Genomic DNA, 18,370 nt, shown 5'->3' on the forward strand with positions numbered 1-18,370 from the left:
CGAACACCAAAGCCCGCATTGCTGCGGGCTTTGTCGTTGTTGCAGGATCAGATTTTGGTCAGTGCGTGCGCCAGATCGGCGCGCAGGTCTTCGAGGTCTTCGACACCCACCGACAGACGCACCAGGCCATCGCCGATTCCGAGTTTTGCGCGGGTTTCAGCGGGAATGGTCGCGTGGGTCATGATCGCCGGGTGCTCGATCAGGCTTTCGACACCGCCGAGGCTTTCGGCCAGGGCAAAGATCTTCACGTTTTCCAGAAAACGCCGTGCGCCCTCCAGATCACTGTTCAGATCCACCGAAATCATCCCGCCAAAACCGTGCATCTGCCGCTTGGCCAACTCATGTTGCGGGTGCGACGGCAGGCCCGGGTAGTAGACGCGTTTGACCTGCGGTTGCTGCTCCAGCCACTTGGCCAGTTCCAGCGCGTTGCTGCAATGACGCTCCATACGCAGCGCCAGGGTTTTTACCCCGCGCAGGGTCAGGAATGCGTCGAACGGGCCGGAGATCGCGCCGACCGCGTTCTGCAGGAAGCCGAGTTTTTCCGCCAGTTCAGGGTTCTGCCCAACCACTGCGATACCACCGATCACGTCGGAGTGACCGTTCAGGTACTTGGTGGTCGAGTGCAACACGATGTCGAAACCCAGTTCCAGCGGGCGCTGAATGTACGGGCTGGCAAAGGTGTTGTCGGCGACGCTGATGATCCCGCGTGCACGGCAGATGCGCGCAATCGCGGCCAGATCCGACAGGCTCAGCAACGGGTTGGTCGGGGACTCGACAATCACCAGGCGTGTGTCGTCCTGCAGCGCTGCTTCGAACGCCGACAGGTCCGTCAGATCGACGTAGCTGAAACGATGCCCGGCACTGCGCTGACGCACCTTGTCAAACAGGCGGAACGTGCCGCCGTACAGGTCATTGCCGGAGATCACGTGGGAGCCGGCATCGATCAGTTCGAGGACAGTGGAAATCGTCGCCAGCCCGGAAGCGAAAGCGAACGCCCGGGTGCCACCTTCCAGATCCGCCACACAGCGCTCCAGGGCAAAGCGCGTCGGGTTGTGCGAGCGCCCGTAGTCGAAGCCTTTGTGCACGCCGGGGCTGTCTTGCAGGTACGTCGAGTTGGCGTAGATCGGCGGCATCAGCGCACCGGTGGTCGGGTCAGGCTCTTGCCCGGCGTGGATCACCCGGGTCGCGAAGCCTTGGGATTTATCGTCGTGCTGACTCATGCGAGGGATCTCCGTAATTGGTTGAGCATGTCGGTGCGGGTGATCAGGCCGTGGAAGCCGGAGGCGTCGGCGATGATCGCCACCAGGCCGCGACTGAGCACTGATTCCAGCTCAGAGAGGGGCGCACCGGGGGCGAGGGTTTGCAGTTTGTCGGTCATCACGCTGGAGACCGACTGGCTGAAGCGCGCGGCGTCTTCGTGCACGGGCAGCAGGATGTCCGATTCGTCGATCACCCCGACCAGTTGTTTGCCTTCAACCAGCACCGGCAGTTGCGAAACGTCCGCCAGACGCATGCGCTGGAACGCGGTCAACAGGGTGTCGTCGGGGCCGACGCTGATCACGCGGCCATCTTCGAAACGCCGGGCGATCAGATCGCGCAGGTCGCCATAGCGTTTGCGCTGCAACAGGCCCTGATCGGTCATCCACTGGTCGTTGTAGACCTTCGACAGATAACGCGTGCCGGTGTCGCAGACGAAGCTGACCACGCGTTTCGGCTCGGTCTGTTCGCGGCAGTAACGCAGCGCGGCGGCGAGCAGGGTGCCGGTCGACGAGCCACCGAGAATGCCTTCGGCGCGCAGCAGCTGGCGCGCGTGGTCGAAGCTTTCTTCATCGCTGATCGAGTAGGCGTGGCGCACGCTGCTGAGGTCGGTGATCGACGGAATGAAATCCTCGCCGATGCCTTCTACCGCCCACGAACCGGGGGTCGGCATCGTGCCGTCACGGCTGTACTGAGCCATTACCGAACCGACCGGGTCGGCGAGGACCATCTCCAGATCCGGTTGTACGCGTTTGAAGAAGCGACTCAGGCCGGTCAGGGTACCGGAGGAACCGACACCGACCACGATCGCGTCCAGATCATGCTCGGTCTGCGCCCAGATCTCCGGCGCGGTGCTGCACTCGTGTGCCAGCGGGTTGGCGGGGTTGTTGAACTGGTCGGCGAAGAACGCGCCGGGAATGTCTTTTGCCAGTCGTGCGGCCACGTCCTGGTAATACTCGGGGTGGCCCTTGCCGACGTCCGAGCGGGTGATGTGCACTTCGGCGCCCATGGCTTTCAAGTGCAGGACTTTCTCGGTGGACATTTTGTCCGGGACTACCAGCACCACGCGGTAGCCTTTGGCGCGACCGACCAGTGCCAGGCCCAGACCGGTGTTGCCGGCGGTGGCCTCGACGATGGTGCCACCCGGTTGCAGGCGGCCGTCGCGTTCAGCGGCATCGATCATCGCCAGACCGACGCGGTCCTTGATCGAGCCGCCGGGGTTTTGTGATTCCAGTTTGAGAAACAGTGTGCAGAGGCCGGTATCGAAGCGGGTAACTTGTACCAGCGGCGTATTGCCGATCAGCCCAAGTACGGCAGGGCGTGAATCCTTTGACATTTCTTCACCTCTTGTAGTGGTGTTGATCGCGTTCCATTCGCGGGGAAAAGCTCGCGTGCAACATAGGCGCAGACATGATCTGTCGCAACCTTTAGTCAGCCGCCGATACAGCCATTTCGATCTAACCATAGAACAGAATCGAAGCCCGCAAAGGCTGGGTTCCAGAGGGTTTACATCAAGGCGCCATTGAGTATTCAAAGGGCGTCGTAACCGTGACCCACCACTTGATCTGCGGACGAATATCCTGCAGGGCAAACCGTGTTTTCAGCGAGCACACTGCTGATACCTGATCATGAGGGAAACTTGTGATCATCAAGATTAAAATGAGTTTGTCTCACTAGCGCTCGATCCCGACAATGGCCGCCATCAACAAGACATTGGAGTTGTTTGTCATGGCACTGGCCCATTCCCTCGGATTTCCGCGCATCGGTCGCGACCGCGAACTGAAAAAAGCGCAAGAGGCGTTCTGGAAAGGAGAACTGAACGAGGCCGGCCTGCGTGAAGTGGGTCGCGAGTTGCGCAAGGCCCACTGGGCGTTGCAGAAGAACGCCGGGATCGAGCTGCTGCCGGTGGGCGATTTCGCCTGGTACGACCAGGTGCTGACCCACTCGCTGATGTTCGGGGTGATCCCCGAGCGTTTCCGTCCGCACGATGGCAAGGCCAGCCTGCAGACCCTGTTCAGCATGGCCCGTGGCGTCAGCGACAGCTGCTGCGGTGGTGCGCACGCGCAGGAAATGACCAAGTGGTTCGACACCAACTACCACTATCTGGTCCCGGAATTCAGCGTTGATCAACAGTTCCAGCTTGGCTGGGAGCAGTTGTTCGAAGAGGTCGAAGAAGCCCGCGCACTGGGGCATAACGTCAAACCGGTGATCATCGGCCCACTGACTTATTTGTGGCTGGGCAAGGCCAAAGGCGCCGAGTTCGACAAGCTGGAACTGCTCGATCGCCTGCTGCCGCTGTACGGGCAGATTTTCGCGCGGCTTGCCGCCCTCGGCGTGGAATGGGTGCAGATCGACGAGCCGATTCTGGTGCTCGATCTGCCGCAGGAGTGGAAGAACGCTTTCGAGCGTGCCTACAACCAGATCCAGCGTGATCCGCTGAAGAAACTGCTCGCCACCTACTTCGGTGGTCTGGAAGAAAACCTCGGTCTGGCCGCCAATCTGCCGGTCGATGGCCTGCACATCGATCTGGTGCGTGCAGCGGAACAGTATCCGACCATCCTTGATCGCCTGCCGGCCTACAAAGTGCTGTCGCTGGGTGTGGTCAACGGCCGCAACGTCTGGCGCTGCGACCTGGAACATGCGCTGGCGACTTTGCAGCATGCACATGAGCGCCTGGGTGATCGCCTGTGGGTCGCGCCGTCCTGCTCGTTGCTGCACAGTCCGGTGGATCTGGGCCGCGAAGACAAACTCGATGCGGAGCTGAAAAGCTGGCTGGCGTTTGCCGTGCAGAAGTGCGAGGAAGTTGCGGTGCTGGCGCAGGCGGTCAACCAGCCGGAAGCGCCGAAAGTGCTGCGCGCCTTGGCCCAAAGTCGCTCGGTACAGACCAGCCGCGCCGCCTCGCCGCGCATTCATAAACCGGCGGTGCAGGCCCGTGTGGCAGCCATTACCGCGCAGGACAGCCAGCGCCAATCGCCATTTACCCAGCGCATTGCCCAGCAACGCGCCGGTCTTGATCTGCCGCTGTTTCCGACCACGACTATCGGTTCGTTCCCGCAAACCGCGTCGATCCGTCTGGCGCGGCAGTCGTTCAAGCAAGGCAAACTGAGCGAAGCCGAATACACCGAAGCCATGTACAGCGAAATCCGCCACGCCGTGCAAATCCAGGAACAGCTGGGCCTCGATGTGCTGGTGCACGGTGAAGCCGAGCGCAACGACATGGTCGAGTACTTCGCCGAGCAACTCGACGGCTACGCGTTCACCCGTTTTGGTTGGGTACAGAGTTACGGTTCGCGCTGCGTGAAACCAGCGGTGATCTTCGGTGATTTGAGCCGTCCGCAAGCCATGACCGTGGAGTGGATTCGCTACGCCCAGGGCCTGACCGGCAAGGTCATGAAAGGCATGCTGACGGGACCTGTGACCATGCTGATGTGGTCGTTCCCGCGCGAAGATGTGTCCCGTGAAGTGCAGGCGCGGCAACTGGCGCTGGCGCTCCGTGACGAAGTGGTGGATCTGGAAGCCGCCGGGATCAGGATCGTGCAGATCGACGAAGCCGCATTCCGCGAAGGTCTGCCGCTGCGGCGCGCGCAATGGCAGCACTATCTGGACTGGGCAACCGAAGCGTTCCGCCTGTGTGCCTCCGGTGTACGCGACGAAACGCAGATCCATACGCACATGTGCTACAGCGAATTCAACGATGTGATCGAGTCCATCGCCGCCATGGATGCCGACGTGATCACCATCGAAACCTCGCGCTCGGACATGGAACTGCTGGAGGCGTTCGAGGCCTTCGATTACCCGAACGAGATCGGCCCGGGCGTTTACGACATCCATTCGCCACGGGTGCCGGATGCTTCGGAGATGGCCAACCTGCTACGCAAGGCGGCGCAGCGGATTCCGGCGGAGCGGTTGTGGGTCAATCCGGATTGCGGCTTGAAAACCCGTGGCTGGCCGGAGACAGAAGCGGCGTTGGTGCATATGGTTGCCGCTGCCCGGCAGTTGCGCAAAGAACTGGCGTAAAGCGCTAACTCCGTCTCTGTGGGAGCGGGCTTGCTCGCGAAAGCGGAGTGTCAGCTAAATAATTTTCGACTGACACTCCGCCTTCGCGAGCAAGCCCGCTCCCACACTGGAGTGTGTAGGGTGTCAGTGACGGCTCATCAAACCGTGCAACACACCGAGGCGCAGCCCCGGTTCCGAAGGCACCATCTGCGAAATGCCAAACACCTTGAACGCCGCCAGCATCAGCACCAGCCCACCGGGCAAAATGCTCTGGCGATGCGGCTGCAAACCTGCCAGCTTCAATTGCTGAACGTTCTTCACCTTCAGCAGCAACAGCGACAAACGCAACAACCCGCCATAGGTAATGCCGTCCTGACCGAAATCGTTCAAGCGATTGGCCTTGAGCACCTTCGCCAGCATCCGCGCCGTGCCCGACGAGCCAATGGTCTGCTGCCAGCCCTGTGCGCGATAGCGGCGGGCGACTTTCTCGAATTGCATGATCGCCACACGCTCGGCTTCCTGCAGTGCACCGGGCGCAATGCGTCCGTCGGGGAAATAGCGTGCGCCCAGGGTGCCGCTGCCAATGGCGATGCTTTCAGTGAGCAGCGGTTGTGAACCCTGGCCGAGAATCAGCTCGGTGGAACCACCGCCGATGTCGACCACCAGGCGCATGTCTTCAGCGCCCGGCAGGGTATGGGCGACGCCGGCATAGACCAGTCGCGCCTCTTCATGGCCAGAGATGACGTCGATGCGAAAACCCAGATGACGTTCGGCACTGTGCAGAAACAACTGCGCATTGTCGGCCTCGCGCACCGCGCTGGTCGCCACTGCCCGCACCTTGCCGGCCTCGAAGCCGCGCAGTTTCTTGCCGAACCGCGCCAGCGCCTGCCAGCCACGATCCAGCGCCATTTCGTCCAGTGCACCGCCGTCGAAGCCCTCGGCCAGCCGCACCGGTTCACGCAGGGTTTTGACCTCCTGAATCATGAAACCCTTACGACTGCGCACCGACTGGCCGATCATCATCCGAAACGCATTCGAACCCAGGTCGATGGCGGCAAACAGCGAGGCGTCTTCTTTCATGGGAATCCCTGCAAAGCATCCGTCGAAGGCTCAAGACGGTTTGCGAGGATTCTGCGGTGCGCTTGATGACATCCTGATGACGGGGCAGGGGCGGTTCAGTGAATTATCGGCTGTCATGACACTGTCATTATCCGGCGTCTATCCTGAGCCCAATACATCGCGTGTTCTTAAAGTTTTTGCTGCCTCTTTGGGCAGCTTTTTTTTGCCCGCGATTTGGCAATCCCTACGCAAGGTTTGCAATCGTGGGCGTCGTCTGGCTAATATACGATCCATATACACTTTGTATCGGATTCGGATATGGGCATCGTAAAGATTTCAGAAGACATGCACGAGAACCTGCGCATCTCCAGCAACGCGCTCAGCCGCTCGATCAACGCGCAGGCCGAGCACTGGATGCGCATCGGCATGCTCGCCGAGCTGCACCCCAACCTCGACCACAGCGCCATTTGCCGCTTGCTGATCCGCGCCGAACAGAACGGCGGGCTGGATCTGCATCAACTGACTCAGGAAGCCGTCAGCGCATGAGAAACCAGATCAAGATTAATACCCCCGCCGAAATCGCCCAGTCCCGTGCTGCCGGCAAGCTGGCCGCCGACGTACTGGCGATGCTGGTGCCGCACGTCAAGGCCGGGGTGACTACCGATGAGCTGGATCGGTTGTGCAACGACTACATCGTCAACGTGCAGAAAGCGATTCCGGCCAACGTCGGTTATCACGGTTTCCCGAAAACCGTCTGCGCTTCGGTCAACGACGTGGTGTGCCACGGCATCCCGTCGGGCACGCCGCTGAAGGATGGCGACATCGTCAACCTCGACATCGCGGTGATCAAGGATGGCTGGTTCGGCGACACCAGCCGCATGTACGTGGTCGGCGAGGCGACGCCTGAAGCACAACACCTGATCAAGACCACCTACGACGCGATGTGTGCCGGCATTCGCATGGTGCGTCCGGGCGCGACACTGGGCGACATCGGTCATGCGATCCAGAGCCTGGCGGAGAGCGAAGGTTTCAGCGTGGTGCGCGAGTATTGCGGGCATGGCATTGGCAAGGTTTATCACGATGAGCCGCAGATCCTGCATTACGGCTTTCCCAATCAGGGCATGAAGCTCAAGGCGGGGATGATCTTCACCGTCGAACCCATGCTCAATGCCGGCAAGCGCCATGTGAAGAACATGCCGGACGGCTGGACGGTGCTGACCAAGGATGGCTCGCTGTCGGCGCAGTGGGAGCATATGGTCGCGGTGACGGAGACGGGTTTTGAAATCCTGACGGCGTGGCCGGATCAGATTGAAGGGTTTGCACCGATTAGCTAAGCGCCACAAAAAAACTGTGGGAGCGGGCTTGCTCGCGAAGGCGGTGTGTCATTCAACATAAACAGTGACTGACACACCGCCTTCGCGAGCAAGCCCGCTCCCACAAGGGGATTTGCGGTGTTACCGGGATCCTCAGTGGGCGCCGGCGGCTTTGTTGAGGTCGCTGTCGGTCCATTCGGTGTAGACGCAGGCGTCCGCCGTCGCCCAGCGCACTCGCACCGGATCGCCAGCCTTGAGCGGCATGCCCGCCGCCGACAGCGCTTTAACCGTCATCGAAGTACCGCCCGACGTCACCACGCTGCAGGTCTGGCTTTCACCAAGAAACAGCACCTCCACGACCTTGGCCGACACCTCATTCCAACCCGCTGCCAGCGGCTCCTCGCTCGCCTGCTGCACGCTCAGCGCCACAGCTTTTTCCGGCCGCACCATCAGCAGCACATCCTGCTCGGTGTGCAAGCCGGCAGTCAGGCGAATCGACAACGTCTGCCCCTCAAAACTCGCCGCCGCATTGCCTTGGGCCTTGAGCTTGAGGAAGTTCGAGTTGCCGAGGAACGACGCGACAAACGCATTCGGCGGGTTCTGATACAGGTCATAACCGCTGCCCAAACCAACAATCTTGCCGTGACTGAAAATCGCGATGCGCTGCGACAAGCGCATCGCTTCTTCCTGATCGTGGGTGACGTAGACGATGGTGATGCCCAGGCGCCGATGCAGCTGGCGCAGTTCATCCTGCAAGTCTTCACGCAGTTTTTTATCCAGCGCGCCGAGCGGTTCGTCCATCAGCAGAATCCGTGGCTCGTAGACCAGCGCCCGGGCGATGGCGACGCGTTGCTGTTGTCCGCCAGACAACTGCGAAGGGCGGCGATGGGCGAACTGTTCGAGCTGCACCAGTTTCAGCATCGCATCGACACGCTTGTCACGTTCGGCGGCAGCGAGTTTGCGAATCGCCAGCGGGAAAGCGATGTTGTCGCGCACCGACAGATGCGGGAACAGCGAATAACGCTGGAACACCATGCCGATGTCGCGTTTGTGCGGCGGCACGTTGACCAGCGATTGACCGTTGACCAGGATCTCGCCGCTGCTCGGCGTTTCGAACCCGGCGAGCATCGACAGCGTGGTGCTTTTGCCCGAGCCGCTGGAGCCGAGGAAGGTCAGGAACTCGCCGTCCTTGATGTCCAGCGAGATGTTGTCGACGGCGGCAAAGTCGCCGTAGTGCTTGTTCAGATTGCGCAGGCTGACCAGAGGTTTGTCGTTCTGCTGGGATGCGTCTTTGATCACGGCACTCATGTCGTACTCCTGGGCGCTCAGGCGCTGATTTCGTTGCGCCGGCGCAGCGCGGCGGCGATCACCATGACCAACACCGACAGGCCGATCAGCAGTGTCGAAGCGACGGCGATCACCGGGGTCAGGTCCTGGCGCAAAGTGGTCCACATTTTCACGGGAAGGGTTTGCAGGGTCGGGCTGGCCATCATCACGCTGAGCACCACTTCGTCCCACGAAACCAGAAAGGCGAAGAGGGCGCCGGCGACCATGCCCGGACGGATCGCCGGAAAGGTCACCTTGAACACCGCTTGCAAGCGTGAGGCGCCGCAGATCACCGCCGCGTCTTCAATCGACTGATCGAACAGCTTCAGCGAGTTGATGATCGAGATGATGGTGAACGGCAGCGCGACGATCACATGGCTGACGACGAAGGCGAACATGGTCCCGGTGTAACCGAGCTTGAGAAACAGCGCGTACACCGCCACCGCGATGATCACCAGCGGCACGATCATCGGCAGGGTGAACAGGCCGTAGAGCATTTCCCGACCGGGGAAGCGTCCGCGCACCAGAGCAAACGCGGTTGGCAAACCGAGGGCCACGGCGCAGATCGTGGTCAGCACGGCAACCTTGAGGCTGGCCGCAGCGGCGTTCATCCAGTCGGCGTTGGAGAAGAACTGGCCGTACCATTTCAGCGTCCAGCCCGGCGGCGGGAACACCAGCCACTGCGACGAGCCGAACGACAGCAGGACGATGAACACGATCGGCAACAGCAGGAACAGGCCGATCAGGCCGGTGGTGGCGTAGAGCCCGAAACGCATCCGGCGGCTCATGGCATTGGGAGTCAGGAGCATCTCGGCTTACCTCGCGTTGCTGGCGCCAACCGGGGATTCCGGCTGAAGCTTCAGGTAGAAGTAGAACAGCACCAGGGTGATCGCGATCAGCAATGCGGCGCCGGCACTGGCCAGGCCCCAGTTGAGGAACGATTGCACCTGCTGAATGATGAACTCCGGCAGCATCATGTTCTGCGCCCCACCCAGCAGCGCCGGGGTGACGTAGTACCCGAGCGACATCACGAACACCATCAACCCACCGGACGCCAGACCCGGCCGGCACAGCGGCAGGAACACCCGGAAGAAGTTGGTCCACGGACTGGCGCCGCAGATCGAGCCGGCCTGCAGGATCATCGGGTCGATGGCCTGCATGGTCGCCTGCAACGGCAGGACGATGAACGGGATCATGATGTAGCTCATGCCGATCACCACGCCGGTCAGGTTGTGCACCATTTCCAGCGGCTGATCGATGATCCCCAGCGCCATCAGCGCCTTGTTGATCACGCCCGAGGCTTGCAGCAGCACCAGCCACGAATAGGTGCGGGCGAGCAGGCTGGTCCACATCGACAGCAGCACGATGTTGAGAATCCAGCGGCCCCAGCCGCGCGGTACCAGGGTGATCGCCCAGGCCAGCGGAAAGCCCAGCAACAGGCTGAAAATCGTCACCAGCCCGGCCACCGAAAAGGTGTTGAGCAGCACCCGTGCATACGCCGAGTTGGCGAACAGTTGTTCATAGTTGCCAAGGCCCGGGGTCGGTTCCAGCACGCCGCGCAACAGCAGGCCAATCAACGGCGCGAGAAAGAACAGGCCGAGGAACAGCAGTGCCGGGACGAGGTTGCCGGCGCCGCGCCAGCGTTGTCTGAGGGATGGGGCTTGCGCCATTGCACTCGCCTTGCCTGTGGCCGGACCGGCAGCGCTCGTGGCGCTCCCGGTGGCAGTGGAGGGACGGGACGCGGTGGCCGCCATTTTCATTTGACCAGCCATTCGTTCCACCGTGTCGCGATGGCTTGACCGTTCTTGGCCCAGTACGCGAAATCAAGAGTGATCTGATCCTTAGCGTAGGCAGTCGGCAGGTTCGGGGCCAGCACCGAGTCCAGGCGCGCCACGCTGTCGACGTTGACCGGGGCGTAGGCGGTCAGGTTGGAGAAGTCGGCCTGACCTTTGGCACTGCTGGCGTTGGCCAGAAACTTCATCGCCGCGTCCTTGTTTTTCGAGCCTTTTGGAATCACCAGAATGTCGGCCATGACCAGGTTCTGTTTCCAGCTCACGCCGACGGGTGCGCCGTCTTCCTGCAGGGCGTGAATACGGCCGTTCCAGAACTGGCCCATGCTCGCTTCACCGGAGGCCAGCAGTTGCTGCGACTGCGCGCCGCCGCCCCACCAGACGATGTCTTTCTTGATGGTGTCGAGTTTCTTGAAGGCGCGATCAAGGTCCAGCGGGTAGAGCTTGTCGGCCGGCACGCCGTCGGCCAGCAGCGCCAGTTCGAGCACGCCGGGGCTTGGCCATTTGTACAGAGCGCGTTTGCCGGGGTAGGTCTTGGTGTCGAACAGCGCGGTCCAGTCCTGCGGCTTGGCCGCGCCGAGCTTGCCTTCGTTGTAGCCGAGGACGAAGGAGAAGAAGAACGAGCCGACGCCGTAATCGCTGACGAAACGCGGGTCGATCTTGTCGCGCTGAATGACTTTGAAGTCGAGGGGTTCGAGCAGACCTTCGGCCGCGGCGCGCAGGGCGAAATCGGCTTCGACATCGACCACGTCCCACTGCACGTTGCCGCTTTCGACCATGGCTTTGAGTTTGCCGTAGTCGGTCGGGCCGTCTTGCACCACGGTGATGCCGCTGGCCTTGCTGAACGGATCGGCCCAGGCCTGTTTCTGCGCATCCTGGGTGCTACCGCCCCAGCTGACGAAGTTCACGCTTTCGGCGGCCATTGCAGCCTGGCCGGTCACGCTCAGCAGTCCCGCAAAAAGGATTGCGGTTGCAGCTTTGTTCAACACCATTTTCACGCCCTCATTGTTGTGTTTTTGAGCGGGCTTGCGTTGTTGCCCGCCTGTCGGGAGCAGTAGCCGGACGGTTTTTCAGGTCGTTCGGTCTATGGAATATCATATTATGGTATTCCAAACTTTGTGCAAGCACTTTGCCTTACCGGTTATCTGGCGGAGCCATTTTTTGTCGTTCGAGGAAATGGGGCTGAAACGCAAAACCCCTTGTGGGAGCGGGCTTGCTCGCGAATGCGTTGGGTCATTCAACATTGATGTCGACTGATACGGCGCCTTCGGGAGCAAGCCCCCTCCCACAGGGGAACGTGGTGTTCTGTGGAGTTATTCGCTGAAGGGGATGCTCTCGACCACTTCCAGGTCATACCCGGTCAGCCCCGCATATTTGAGCGGCGGCCCCAAATGGCGCAGCTTGCCCACCCCAAGATTCTGCAGAATCTGCGCCCCGGTACCGACCTCGGAGTAAATCCGCGATTGCGAACGACTGAACTGTCGCGGCGGCTGGGTCAATTGCGGTACGCGCTCAAGCAATGCCTGTGACGATTCATGATTGGCCAACACCACCACAACCCCGTGCCCTTCAGCCGCGACCCGCTGCAGCGCCGCCCACAGCGTCCAGTTGCTCGGCCCGCTGTATTCGGCGCCGACCAGATCACGCAGCGGATCGATCACATGCACGCGCACCAGCGTCGGCTCTTCGCGACGCAGATCGCCCATGACCATTGCCATGTGTACGCCGCCCTCGATGCGGTCTTCAAAGGTGATCAGGCGGAACGTGCCATGCACCGTCGGCAGCTCGCGTTCGCCGATGCGCTCAATGGTGTGCTCGGTGCTCAGACGGTAGTGGATCAAGTCAGCGATGGTGCCGATCCTGATCCCGTGCTTACGCGCAAACACTTCCAGATCGGGCCGGCGAGCCATGGTGCCGTCATCGTTCATCACCTCGACGATCACCGAGGCCGGGGTGAAACCGGCGAGGCGGGCGAGGTCGCAACCGGCCTCGGTGTGGCCGGCGCGGGTCAGCACCCCACCTTCCTTGGCGCGCAGCGGGAAGATGTGCCCGGGCTGCACCAGGTCTTCAGCGCGGGCGTCTTTCGCTACCGCGGCAGCGACAGTTCGCGCGCGGTCAGCCGCAGAGATGCCGGTGGTGACGCCGACTGCCGCTTCAATCGACACGGTAAACGCGGTGCTGAACACGCTGCCGTTGCTCGGCACCATTTGCTCAAGGCCCAGGCGCTGGCAGTGGTCGTCGGTCAGCGTCAGGCAAATCAGCCCGCGCGCCTCACGCGCCATGAAGCTGATCGCCTCGGGTGTGCAGCAGTCGGCGGCCAGCAGCAGGTCGCCTTCGTTTTCCCGATCTTCGTCATCGACCAGCAGGACCATTTTGCCGAGGCGATAATCTTCGAGGATTTCTTCGATGCTGTTGAAGGCCATGCTGGACTCTCAGGGTTTGTTGGAAATATATTGGTATACCATAATACAAAATCAACAAAGAGGTCACTATGAAGGCGTACTGGATTGCCCACGTGGATGTCGACGGTGCCGAGCACTACAGCCAATACACCCAGCGCGCACCGAAGGCGTTTGCCGAATTCGGCGCCAAGTTTCTGGCCAGGGGCGGGCGCAGCCAGGCGCTGGAGGGCAGGGCTACGCCTCAGCGTAGCGTGGTAATCGAGTTCGAGAGCTACGAGCAGGCGCTGGCGTGCTACCACTCGGCGGCGTATCAGGAGGCGAAAAGTTATCGCGAGGAATGGGCGAGGGCGGAGATCGTCATTGTCGAGGGCATAGCTCCACTTTAAGCAACATCGCAAATCCCCCGTGGGAGCGGGCTTGCTCGCGAAGGCGTCGTGTCAGTCGATAGAAATGTTGAATGATTGACCGCATTCGCGAGCAAGCCCGCTCCCACAGGGGCGTCGGTGATCCTTAGCGGATGAAGTGGATTTTCCCGCTGTCATCATTGCCCATATAGATCCCATACACCCCGGCCTGACGCTCCTCGATATAGCGCTCGAGGATCTGCCGGATCGCCGGGTAATAGATCTTGTCCCACGGAATGTCCTCGGGGGCGAAGAATTTGTAGTCGAGGGTTTCCGGGCCGAACTGGCCGGTGATCTCCAGCGCGAGGGCGCGGAAGATGATGTACACCTCGCTGATCTTCGGCACGCTGAAAATCGAGTAGGGCGAGACGATTTCCGCGCGCACGCCGCTTTCTTCCCAGACTTCACGCAGCGCCGCCTGCTCGGTGGTTTCGCCGCTTTCCATGAAGCCGGCCGGCAGTGTCCAGGTGCCCGGACGCGGGGGGATCGCCCGTTGGCACAAGAGGTATTTGCCGTCCTGCTCGATGATGCAGCCGGCGATGATCTTCGGATTGACGTAGTGGATGTAGCCGCAGCCGCGGCACATCAGGCGCTCGTGCGTATCGCCCGGCGGTAGCTGCTGACCGAGGTCAGGGCCACCGCATTTCGGGCAAAAGCTCGGGCTGAACATGTCAGTGACCTATGCGCGGTTCTTTCAGCGCGATCGGCAGGGTGATGTTCGGCGTCGCGCCGGTCTCTTCCTGTTTGCGTTTGAGGTAATCGAGGGCCACGGCGGCCGCGGCGCGCACGTGATCGACGCAGGCCTGATGCGCCGCCAGCGCATCACCGCTCTTGATCGCCTCGACCATTTTTTCCATTTCCTGATTACTCGCGCCGCGACGGTTTTCCTGGGACACCGAAGTCGCCCGCAGGTAGCTGATGCGTGCCTGCAACTGGCGCAATTGAGTGGCCGCAACATGGTTGCCCGAGCCTTCGAGCAGCACGTCGTAGAAGCCCTGCACCGAGTCGATCACCTGTTGCAGTTCGCCGTCCTTGAGTGCCTTGCGGTTCTCGTCGAGGGCTTTTTCCAGGGCCTTGATGTCCTTGGCCTTGGCGCGCAGGGTGAACAGCTGGACGATCAGGCCTTCGAGCACGCAGCGCAGCTCGTAGATGTCGACCGCATCGGCGAGGGTGATGATCGCAACGCGCGGGCCTTTGGCATCGGCGAACTCGACCAGACCTTCGGACTCCAGGTGACGCAAGGCTTCGCGCACCGATGTGCGACTGACACCGAGGCGATCGCATAGATCGCGCTCCACCAGACGATCGCCGGGCATGAGCTGAAAATTCATGATCGCGCTACGCAGTTTATCCAGCACGATTTCGCGCAGGGTAACGGGGTTGCGATTGACCTTGAAGCTGTCGTCGAGTGGCTGGCGTTTCATGGGGTCCGCTCTTTACTGTGGCTGTCCATGCCAGACGGGCATCAAAACAGCCGAGGGGTTAACTGGAGGCCTCGGCGTCGGCTTCGGCGAAGGCTTCACGGGCGAGCCGGAAACTGTCCACGGCTGCCGGGACGCCGCAATAAATACCGACCTGAAGCAGAATTTCGCGTATTTGCTCACGACTCAGGCCGTTACGCAAGGCGCCGCGCACATGCAGCTTGAGTTCGTGCGGGCGGTTGAGCGCCGAGATCATCGCCAGGTTGATCATGCTGCGCTCCTTGAGCGACAAACCCTCACGCCCCCAGACATGGCCCCAGCAGTATTCGGTGACCATTTCCTGCAACGGGCGGGTAAAGTCGTCGGCGTTCTCTATTGAACGCTGCACGTAGGCTTCGCCCAGCACCTGGGTGCGGATCTTCAGGCCTTTTTCGTACTTTTCGTTACTCATCATTCCTCCTGTCACCCTGGTTCTCCTTGTGGGAGCGGGCTTGCTCGCGAAAGCGTCGTGTCAGTCGACATCAATGTTGAATGATCCACCGCATTCGCGAGCAAGCCCGCTCCCACATGGGGACCTGTGTATCCATCAGGCCAATGTTGGCAACGGCCCGAGCTTGCCCTTGTGATAAATCATCGGCGTCACCGGCTGTTCGGGCAGGATCAGGTTTTTCACCGCGCCTACGATGATCGCGTGATCACCACCGTCGTATTCACGCCACAACTCGCACTCGATGATCGCCGTGGCCTTGGCGAGGATCGGGTTACCGAGTTCGCTCAAATGCCACTCGATGTGCTTGGCCTTGTCCTTGCCTTTACCGGCGAAGGCGTAGGCCTCGGCGGTCTGGTCGGCGGACAGCAAATGGATCGCGAATTTCTTGCTGTCGCGCAGCACCGGGTAGGTGTCGGAGGCGTAGTTGGGGCAGAACAGCACCAGCGCCGGATCAATCGACAGCGCGCTGAAGGCGCTGGCGGTGATGCCGACGATGGCGCCCTCCGGGTCGAGGGTGGTGACCACCGTGACCCCGGACGGAAACGAGCTCATGACGTCTTTGTAAATGCCGGGTTCGATCATGTCGCAGGACTCCTAGCGCATCACAAACGGATCAGGCATCGGGGCCTGAGAGAGATTGATCCACACCGTTTTCAGTTCGGTGTAGGCCAGCACCGAATCGATGCCGCTTTCGCGTCCATAGCCACTGTTCTTGAAGCCGCCGATCGGCGCCATCGCCGACACTGCACGATAGGTATTGACCCAGATGATCCCTGAGCGCACGTCGCGCGCCAGGCGATGGGCACGGCCCAGATCGCGGGTCCAGATGCCGGCGGCGAGGCCGAACTGCGAGTCGTTGGCAATCGCCAGCGCCTCGGCCTCGTCTTTAAAGCGAATCACTGAAGCCACCGGGCCGAAGACTTCTTCCTGCATGATCTTCATCGAGTTGCGGTCGCACTCGAACAGCGTCGGCTCGTAGAACCAGCCGTCGCCCAGATCCGCCGGACGCTTTCCGCCGGTGCGCAACCGCGCACCTTCAGCGATGGCATCGGCCACCAGCCCTTCGACCACCGCCAGTTGCTGTGCAGTGGCCATCGGGCCCATTTCGCTGTGGTCTTCCTGCGGGTTGCCGATGCGGATGCACTGGGCGCGTTCGACCAGGCGGTTGACGAACTCGTCGTAGATTTCGTCCTGCACCAGCAAACGTGAGCCGGACACGCAGCTCTGGCCCGAGGCCGCATAGATCCCGGCAATCGCGCCATTGATCGCGCTGTCCAGATCGGCGTCGGCGAAGATGATGTTCGGCGACTTGCCGCCGAGTTCCAGCGACAGCTTGGCGAAGTTTTCGGCGCTGCTGCGCACCACGTGCCGGGCCGTGGCTGCGCCGCCGGTGAAGGCGATCTTGCGGATCAGCGGATGACGGGTGAGGGCGGCGCCGGTGCTCGGGCCGTAACCGGTGACGACGTTGACCACGCCCGGCGGAATCCCGGCTTCGAGGGCCAGACGCGCCAGCTCAAGGATGGTCGCCGAAGCGTGTTCGGACGGCTTGATCACGATGGTGTTGCCGGCGGCGAGGGCCGGGGCCAGTTTGATCGCGGTCAGGTACAGCGGGCTGTTCCACGGAATGATCGCGGCGACCACACCCATCGCTTCGTGCACGGTGTAGGCAAACAGGTCGGGCTTGTCCAGCGGCAGAGTGCCGCCTTCGAGCTTGTCGGCCAAGCCTGCGGTGTAATGGAAGAACTCCGGCAGATAGCCGACCTGACCGCGGGTTTCGCGGATCAGTTTGCCGTTGTCGCGGCTTTCCAGCTGCGCCAGTTGTTCCTTGTTGTCCGCGATCAGGTCACCGAGACGCCGCAGCAGCTTGCCGCGCGCGGTGGCGGTGAGGCCGCGCCAGGCCGGGCTGTCGAAAGCCGTCTGCGCCGCTTGCACGGCGCGTTCGACATCGGCTTCATCGGCGTCGGGCAGTTCGGCCCAGGCTTGCGCGCTGGCCGGGTTGAGGCTTTCGAAGGTCTTGCCGGAGAGGGCGTCGACCCATTCTCCGCCGATGCACATCTGGAAGCGTGCGAGTGTCATGCAACGATCCCCTTTATATGGTTTTGTCGGGAGTGTGCGTATTCGAGAAATTCCAGCAGCGTCTGGTTGACCAGGCGCGGCGACTCTACCGGCATCATATGCCGTTGCTCGGGCAGCACCGCAACCTTCGCGCCGGGGATGCGTCGGGCCAGTTGCTCGGCCATTTCCGGGGTGGACCCGGGGTCGAGTTCGCCGGTGGCGATCAGCGTCGGCGCCTGAATACTGCCCAGGTCGTCGGCGCGGTACATGTCCTGAGTGGCGAACAATTCGTAGGTGGTCAGGTAACCCTGCGGATCGTTGCCGGCCAGGGTCTGGCGAATGGCCGCGATCTGCGCCGGGTTGGCCGCCTGATATTCACGGCTGAACCAGCGTGACAGCGCCGCTTCGGCGTTGGCATCCGGCCCGTGTTCAGCCGCCTGCGCGGTCCGGGCGATGACCCCGGCACGCTGTTCTTCGCTGCGGTTGAACACGCTGTTGAGCACCACCAGGCTTTGCAGGCGCTCCGGGTAGTGCAGGGCAAACGCCCGCGCCACCAGCCCGCCCATGGAGAAACCGATCACCGCTGCCTGAGGCAGATTCAGGTGATCGAGCAGCTCCAGCAACTGATCGGCATAACCGAGCAGGCCGGTGCCGCTGGCCGGGCGCGGGCTCGCGCCATGGCCGAGCATGTCGTAGGCGATCACCCGGTATTGGGCAGACAGGCCAACGATCTGGCCGCCCCACATTTCTTTGTTCAGGCCCACGCCGTGGATCAAGACCACGGGCTGGCCTTGGCCGGTCGCCAGGTAACTGGTGCCAGCCGGGGTGAGTTCAGCGGTGAGCCGAATCATGGAGCG

General features: G+C 61.7%; 18 protein-coding genes. 4 read left to right on the forward strand and 14 right to left on the reverse strand.

The window, feature by feature from the left end:
• Positions 1-47 precede the first annotated feature (47 nt).
• Both JFU48_RS19700 and JFU48_RS19705 read right to left on the reverse strand, forming a co-directional pair.
• Positions 48-1,220 (reverse strand): cystathionine gamma-synthase, encoded by a 1,173-nt coding sequence (locus JFU48_RS19700; protein WP_103520846.1) that lies wholly within the window; start codon positions 1,218-1,220, stop codon positions 48-50.
• On the reverse strand, positions 1,217-2,593 hold the full coding sequence (locus JFU48_RS19705) for a pyridoxal-phosphate dependent enzyme (RefSeq protein WP_003225732.1): 1,377 nt from the start codon (positions 2,591-2,593) through the stop codon (positions 1,217-1,219). Before JFU48_RS19705 ends, JFU48_RS19700 begins: the two co-directional genes overlap by 4 nt.
• A 392-nt stretch (positions 2,594-2,985) precedes the next feature.
• Here JFU48_RS19705 and metE point away from each other — a divergent pair, with 392 nt between their 5' ends.
• The gene (metE, locus tag JFU48_RS19710; RefSeq protein ID WP_201138501.1) at positions 2,986-5,274 is read left to right on the forward strand and encodes a 5-methyltetrahydropteroyltriglutamate--homocysteine S-methyltransferase; all 2,289 of its coding nucleotides are present in this window, start codon (positions 2,986-2,988) and stop codon (positions 5,272-5,274) included.
• Between the two features lie 123 nt (positions 5,275-5,397).
• On the opposite strand, the gene JFU48_RS19715 is transcribed toward metE, so the two are convergent.
• Complete coding sequence (locus JFU48_RS19715; protein WP_201137384.1) at positions 5,398-6,333, reverse strand: Ppx/GppA family phosphatase; 936 nt, start codon at positions 6,331-6,333, stop codon at positions 5,398-5,400.
• A gap of 297 nt (positions 6,334-6,630) precedes the next feature.
• On the opposite strand from JFU48_RS19715, the gene JFU48_RS19720 reads away from it, so the two are divergent.
• Positions 6,631-6,858, forward strand: coding sequence for a ParD-like family protein (locus JFU48_RS19720; RefSeq protein WP_003225727.1), 228 nt, complete (start codon positions 6,631-6,633; stop codon positions 6,856-6,858).
• Positions 6,855-7,646: a type I methionyl aminopeptidase gene (gene map, locus JFU48_RS19725; protein ID WP_103520847.1), complete on the forward strand. Its 792-nt coding sequence runs from the start codon at positions 6,855-6,857 to the stop codon at positions 7,644-7,646. Before JFU48_RS19720 ends, map begins: the two co-directional genes overlap by 4 nt.
• Positions 7,647-7,778: 132 nt before the next feature.
• Here the strand turns inward: map and JFU48_RS19730 are convergent, their stop codons facing one another.
• The 5 genes from JFU48_RS19730 to ribBA form a co-directional block, all read right to left on the reverse strand.
• Positions 7,779-8,933 (reverse strand): ABC transporter ATP-binding protein, encoded by a 1,155-nt coding sequence (locus JFU48_RS19730; protein ID WP_201137385.1) that lies wholly within the window; start codon positions 8,931-8,933, stop codon positions 7,779-7,781.
• A gap of 17 nt (positions 8,934-8,950) precedes the next feature.
• On the reverse strand, positions 8,951-9,760 hold the full coding sequence (locus tag JFU48_RS19735) for an ABC transporter permease (protein ID WP_025111627.1): 810 nt from the start codon (positions 9,758-9,760) through the stop codon (positions 8,951-8,953).
• A 6-nt stretch (positions 9,761-9,766) separates the two neighbouring features.
• Entirely contained in the window at positions 9,767-10,711 is a 945-nt protein-coding gene (locus JFU48_RS19740; protein ID WP_003225721.1) for an ABC transporter permease, read from the reverse strand.
• Complete coding sequence (locus JFU48_RS19745; RefSeq protein ID WP_003225720.1) at positions 10,708-11,733, reverse strand: ABC transporter substrate-binding protein; 1,026 nt, start codon at positions 11,731-11,733, stop codon at positions 10,708-10,710. Before JFU48_RS19745 ends, JFU48_RS19740 begins: the two co-directional genes overlap by 4 nt.
• Positions 11,734-12,054: 321 nt before the next feature.
• The gene (ribBA, locus tag JFU48_RS19750; RefSeq protein ID WP_201137386.1) at positions 12,055-13,164 is read right to left on the reverse strand and encodes a bifunctional 3,4-dihydroxy-2-butanone-4-phosphate synthase/GTP cyclohydrolase II; all 1,110 of its coding nucleotides are present in this window, start codon (positions 13,162-13,164) and stop codon (positions 12,055-12,057) included.
• Between the two features lie 68 nt (positions 13,165-13,232).
• On the opposite strand from ribBA, the gene JFU48_RS19755 reads away from it, so the two are divergent.
• A complete protein-coding gene (locus tag JFU48_RS19755) occupies positions 13,233-13,529 on the forward strand; it encodes a DUF1330 domain-containing protein (RefSeq protein ID WP_201137387.1) in 297 nt (98 codons plus the stop codon).
• Positions 13,530-13,653: 124 nt separating this feature from the next.
• Here the strand turns inward: JFU48_RS19755 and JFU48_RS19760 are convergent, their stop codons facing one another.
• The 6 genes from JFU48_RS19760 to JFU48_RS19785 form a co-directional block, all read right to left on the reverse strand.
• Entirely contained in the window at positions 13,654-14,217 is a 564-nt protein-coding gene (locus JFU48_RS19760) for an NUDIX hydrolase (RefSeq protein ID WP_201137388.1), read from the reverse strand.
• A 1-nt stretch (position 14,218) separates the two neighbouring features.
• A complete protein-coding gene (locus tag JFU48_RS19765) occupies positions 14,219-14,971 on the reverse strand; it encodes a GntR family transcriptional regulator (protein WP_045122494.1) in 753 nt (250 codons plus the stop codon).
• Between the two features lie 58 nt (positions 14,972-15,029).
• The gene (locus tag JFU48_RS19770; RefSeq protein WP_007968634.1) at positions 15,030-15,419 is read right to left on the reverse strand and encodes a carboxymuconolactone decarboxylase family protein; all 390 of its coding nucleotides are present in this window, start codon (positions 15,417-15,419) and stop codon (positions 15,030-15,032) included.
• A gap of 135 nt (positions 15,420-15,554) precedes the next feature.
• Complete coding sequence (locus JFU48_RS19775; protein WP_003225715.1) at positions 15,555-16,040, reverse strand: flavin reductase family protein; 486 nt, start codon at positions 16,038-16,040, stop codon at positions 15,555-15,557.
• A 12-nt stretch (positions 16,041-16,052) separates the two neighbouring features.
• Positions 16,053-17,534, reverse strand: a complete 1,482-nt coding sequence (locus tag JFU48_RS19780; RefSeq protein WP_201137389.1) for an aldehyde dehydrogenase — start codon at positions 17,532-17,534, stop codon at positions 16,053-16,055.
• Positions 17,531-18,364 (reverse strand): alpha/beta fold hydrolase, encoded by an 834-nt coding sequence (locus JFU48_RS19785; protein ID WP_103484453.1) that lies wholly within the window; start codon positions 18,362-18,364, stop codon positions 17,531-17,533. Before JFU48_RS19785 ends, JFU48_RS19780 begins: the two co-directional genes overlap by 4 nt.
• Positions 18,365-18,370: the final 6 nt, after the last annotated feature.

Origin of the sequence: Pseudomonas sp. TH49, assembly GCF_016650625.1 — a bacterium.
Taxonomy (GTDB): Bacteria; Pseudomonadota; Gammaproteobacteria; order Pseudomonadales; family Pseudomonadaceae; genus Aquipseudomonas; species Aquipseudomonas fluorescens_H.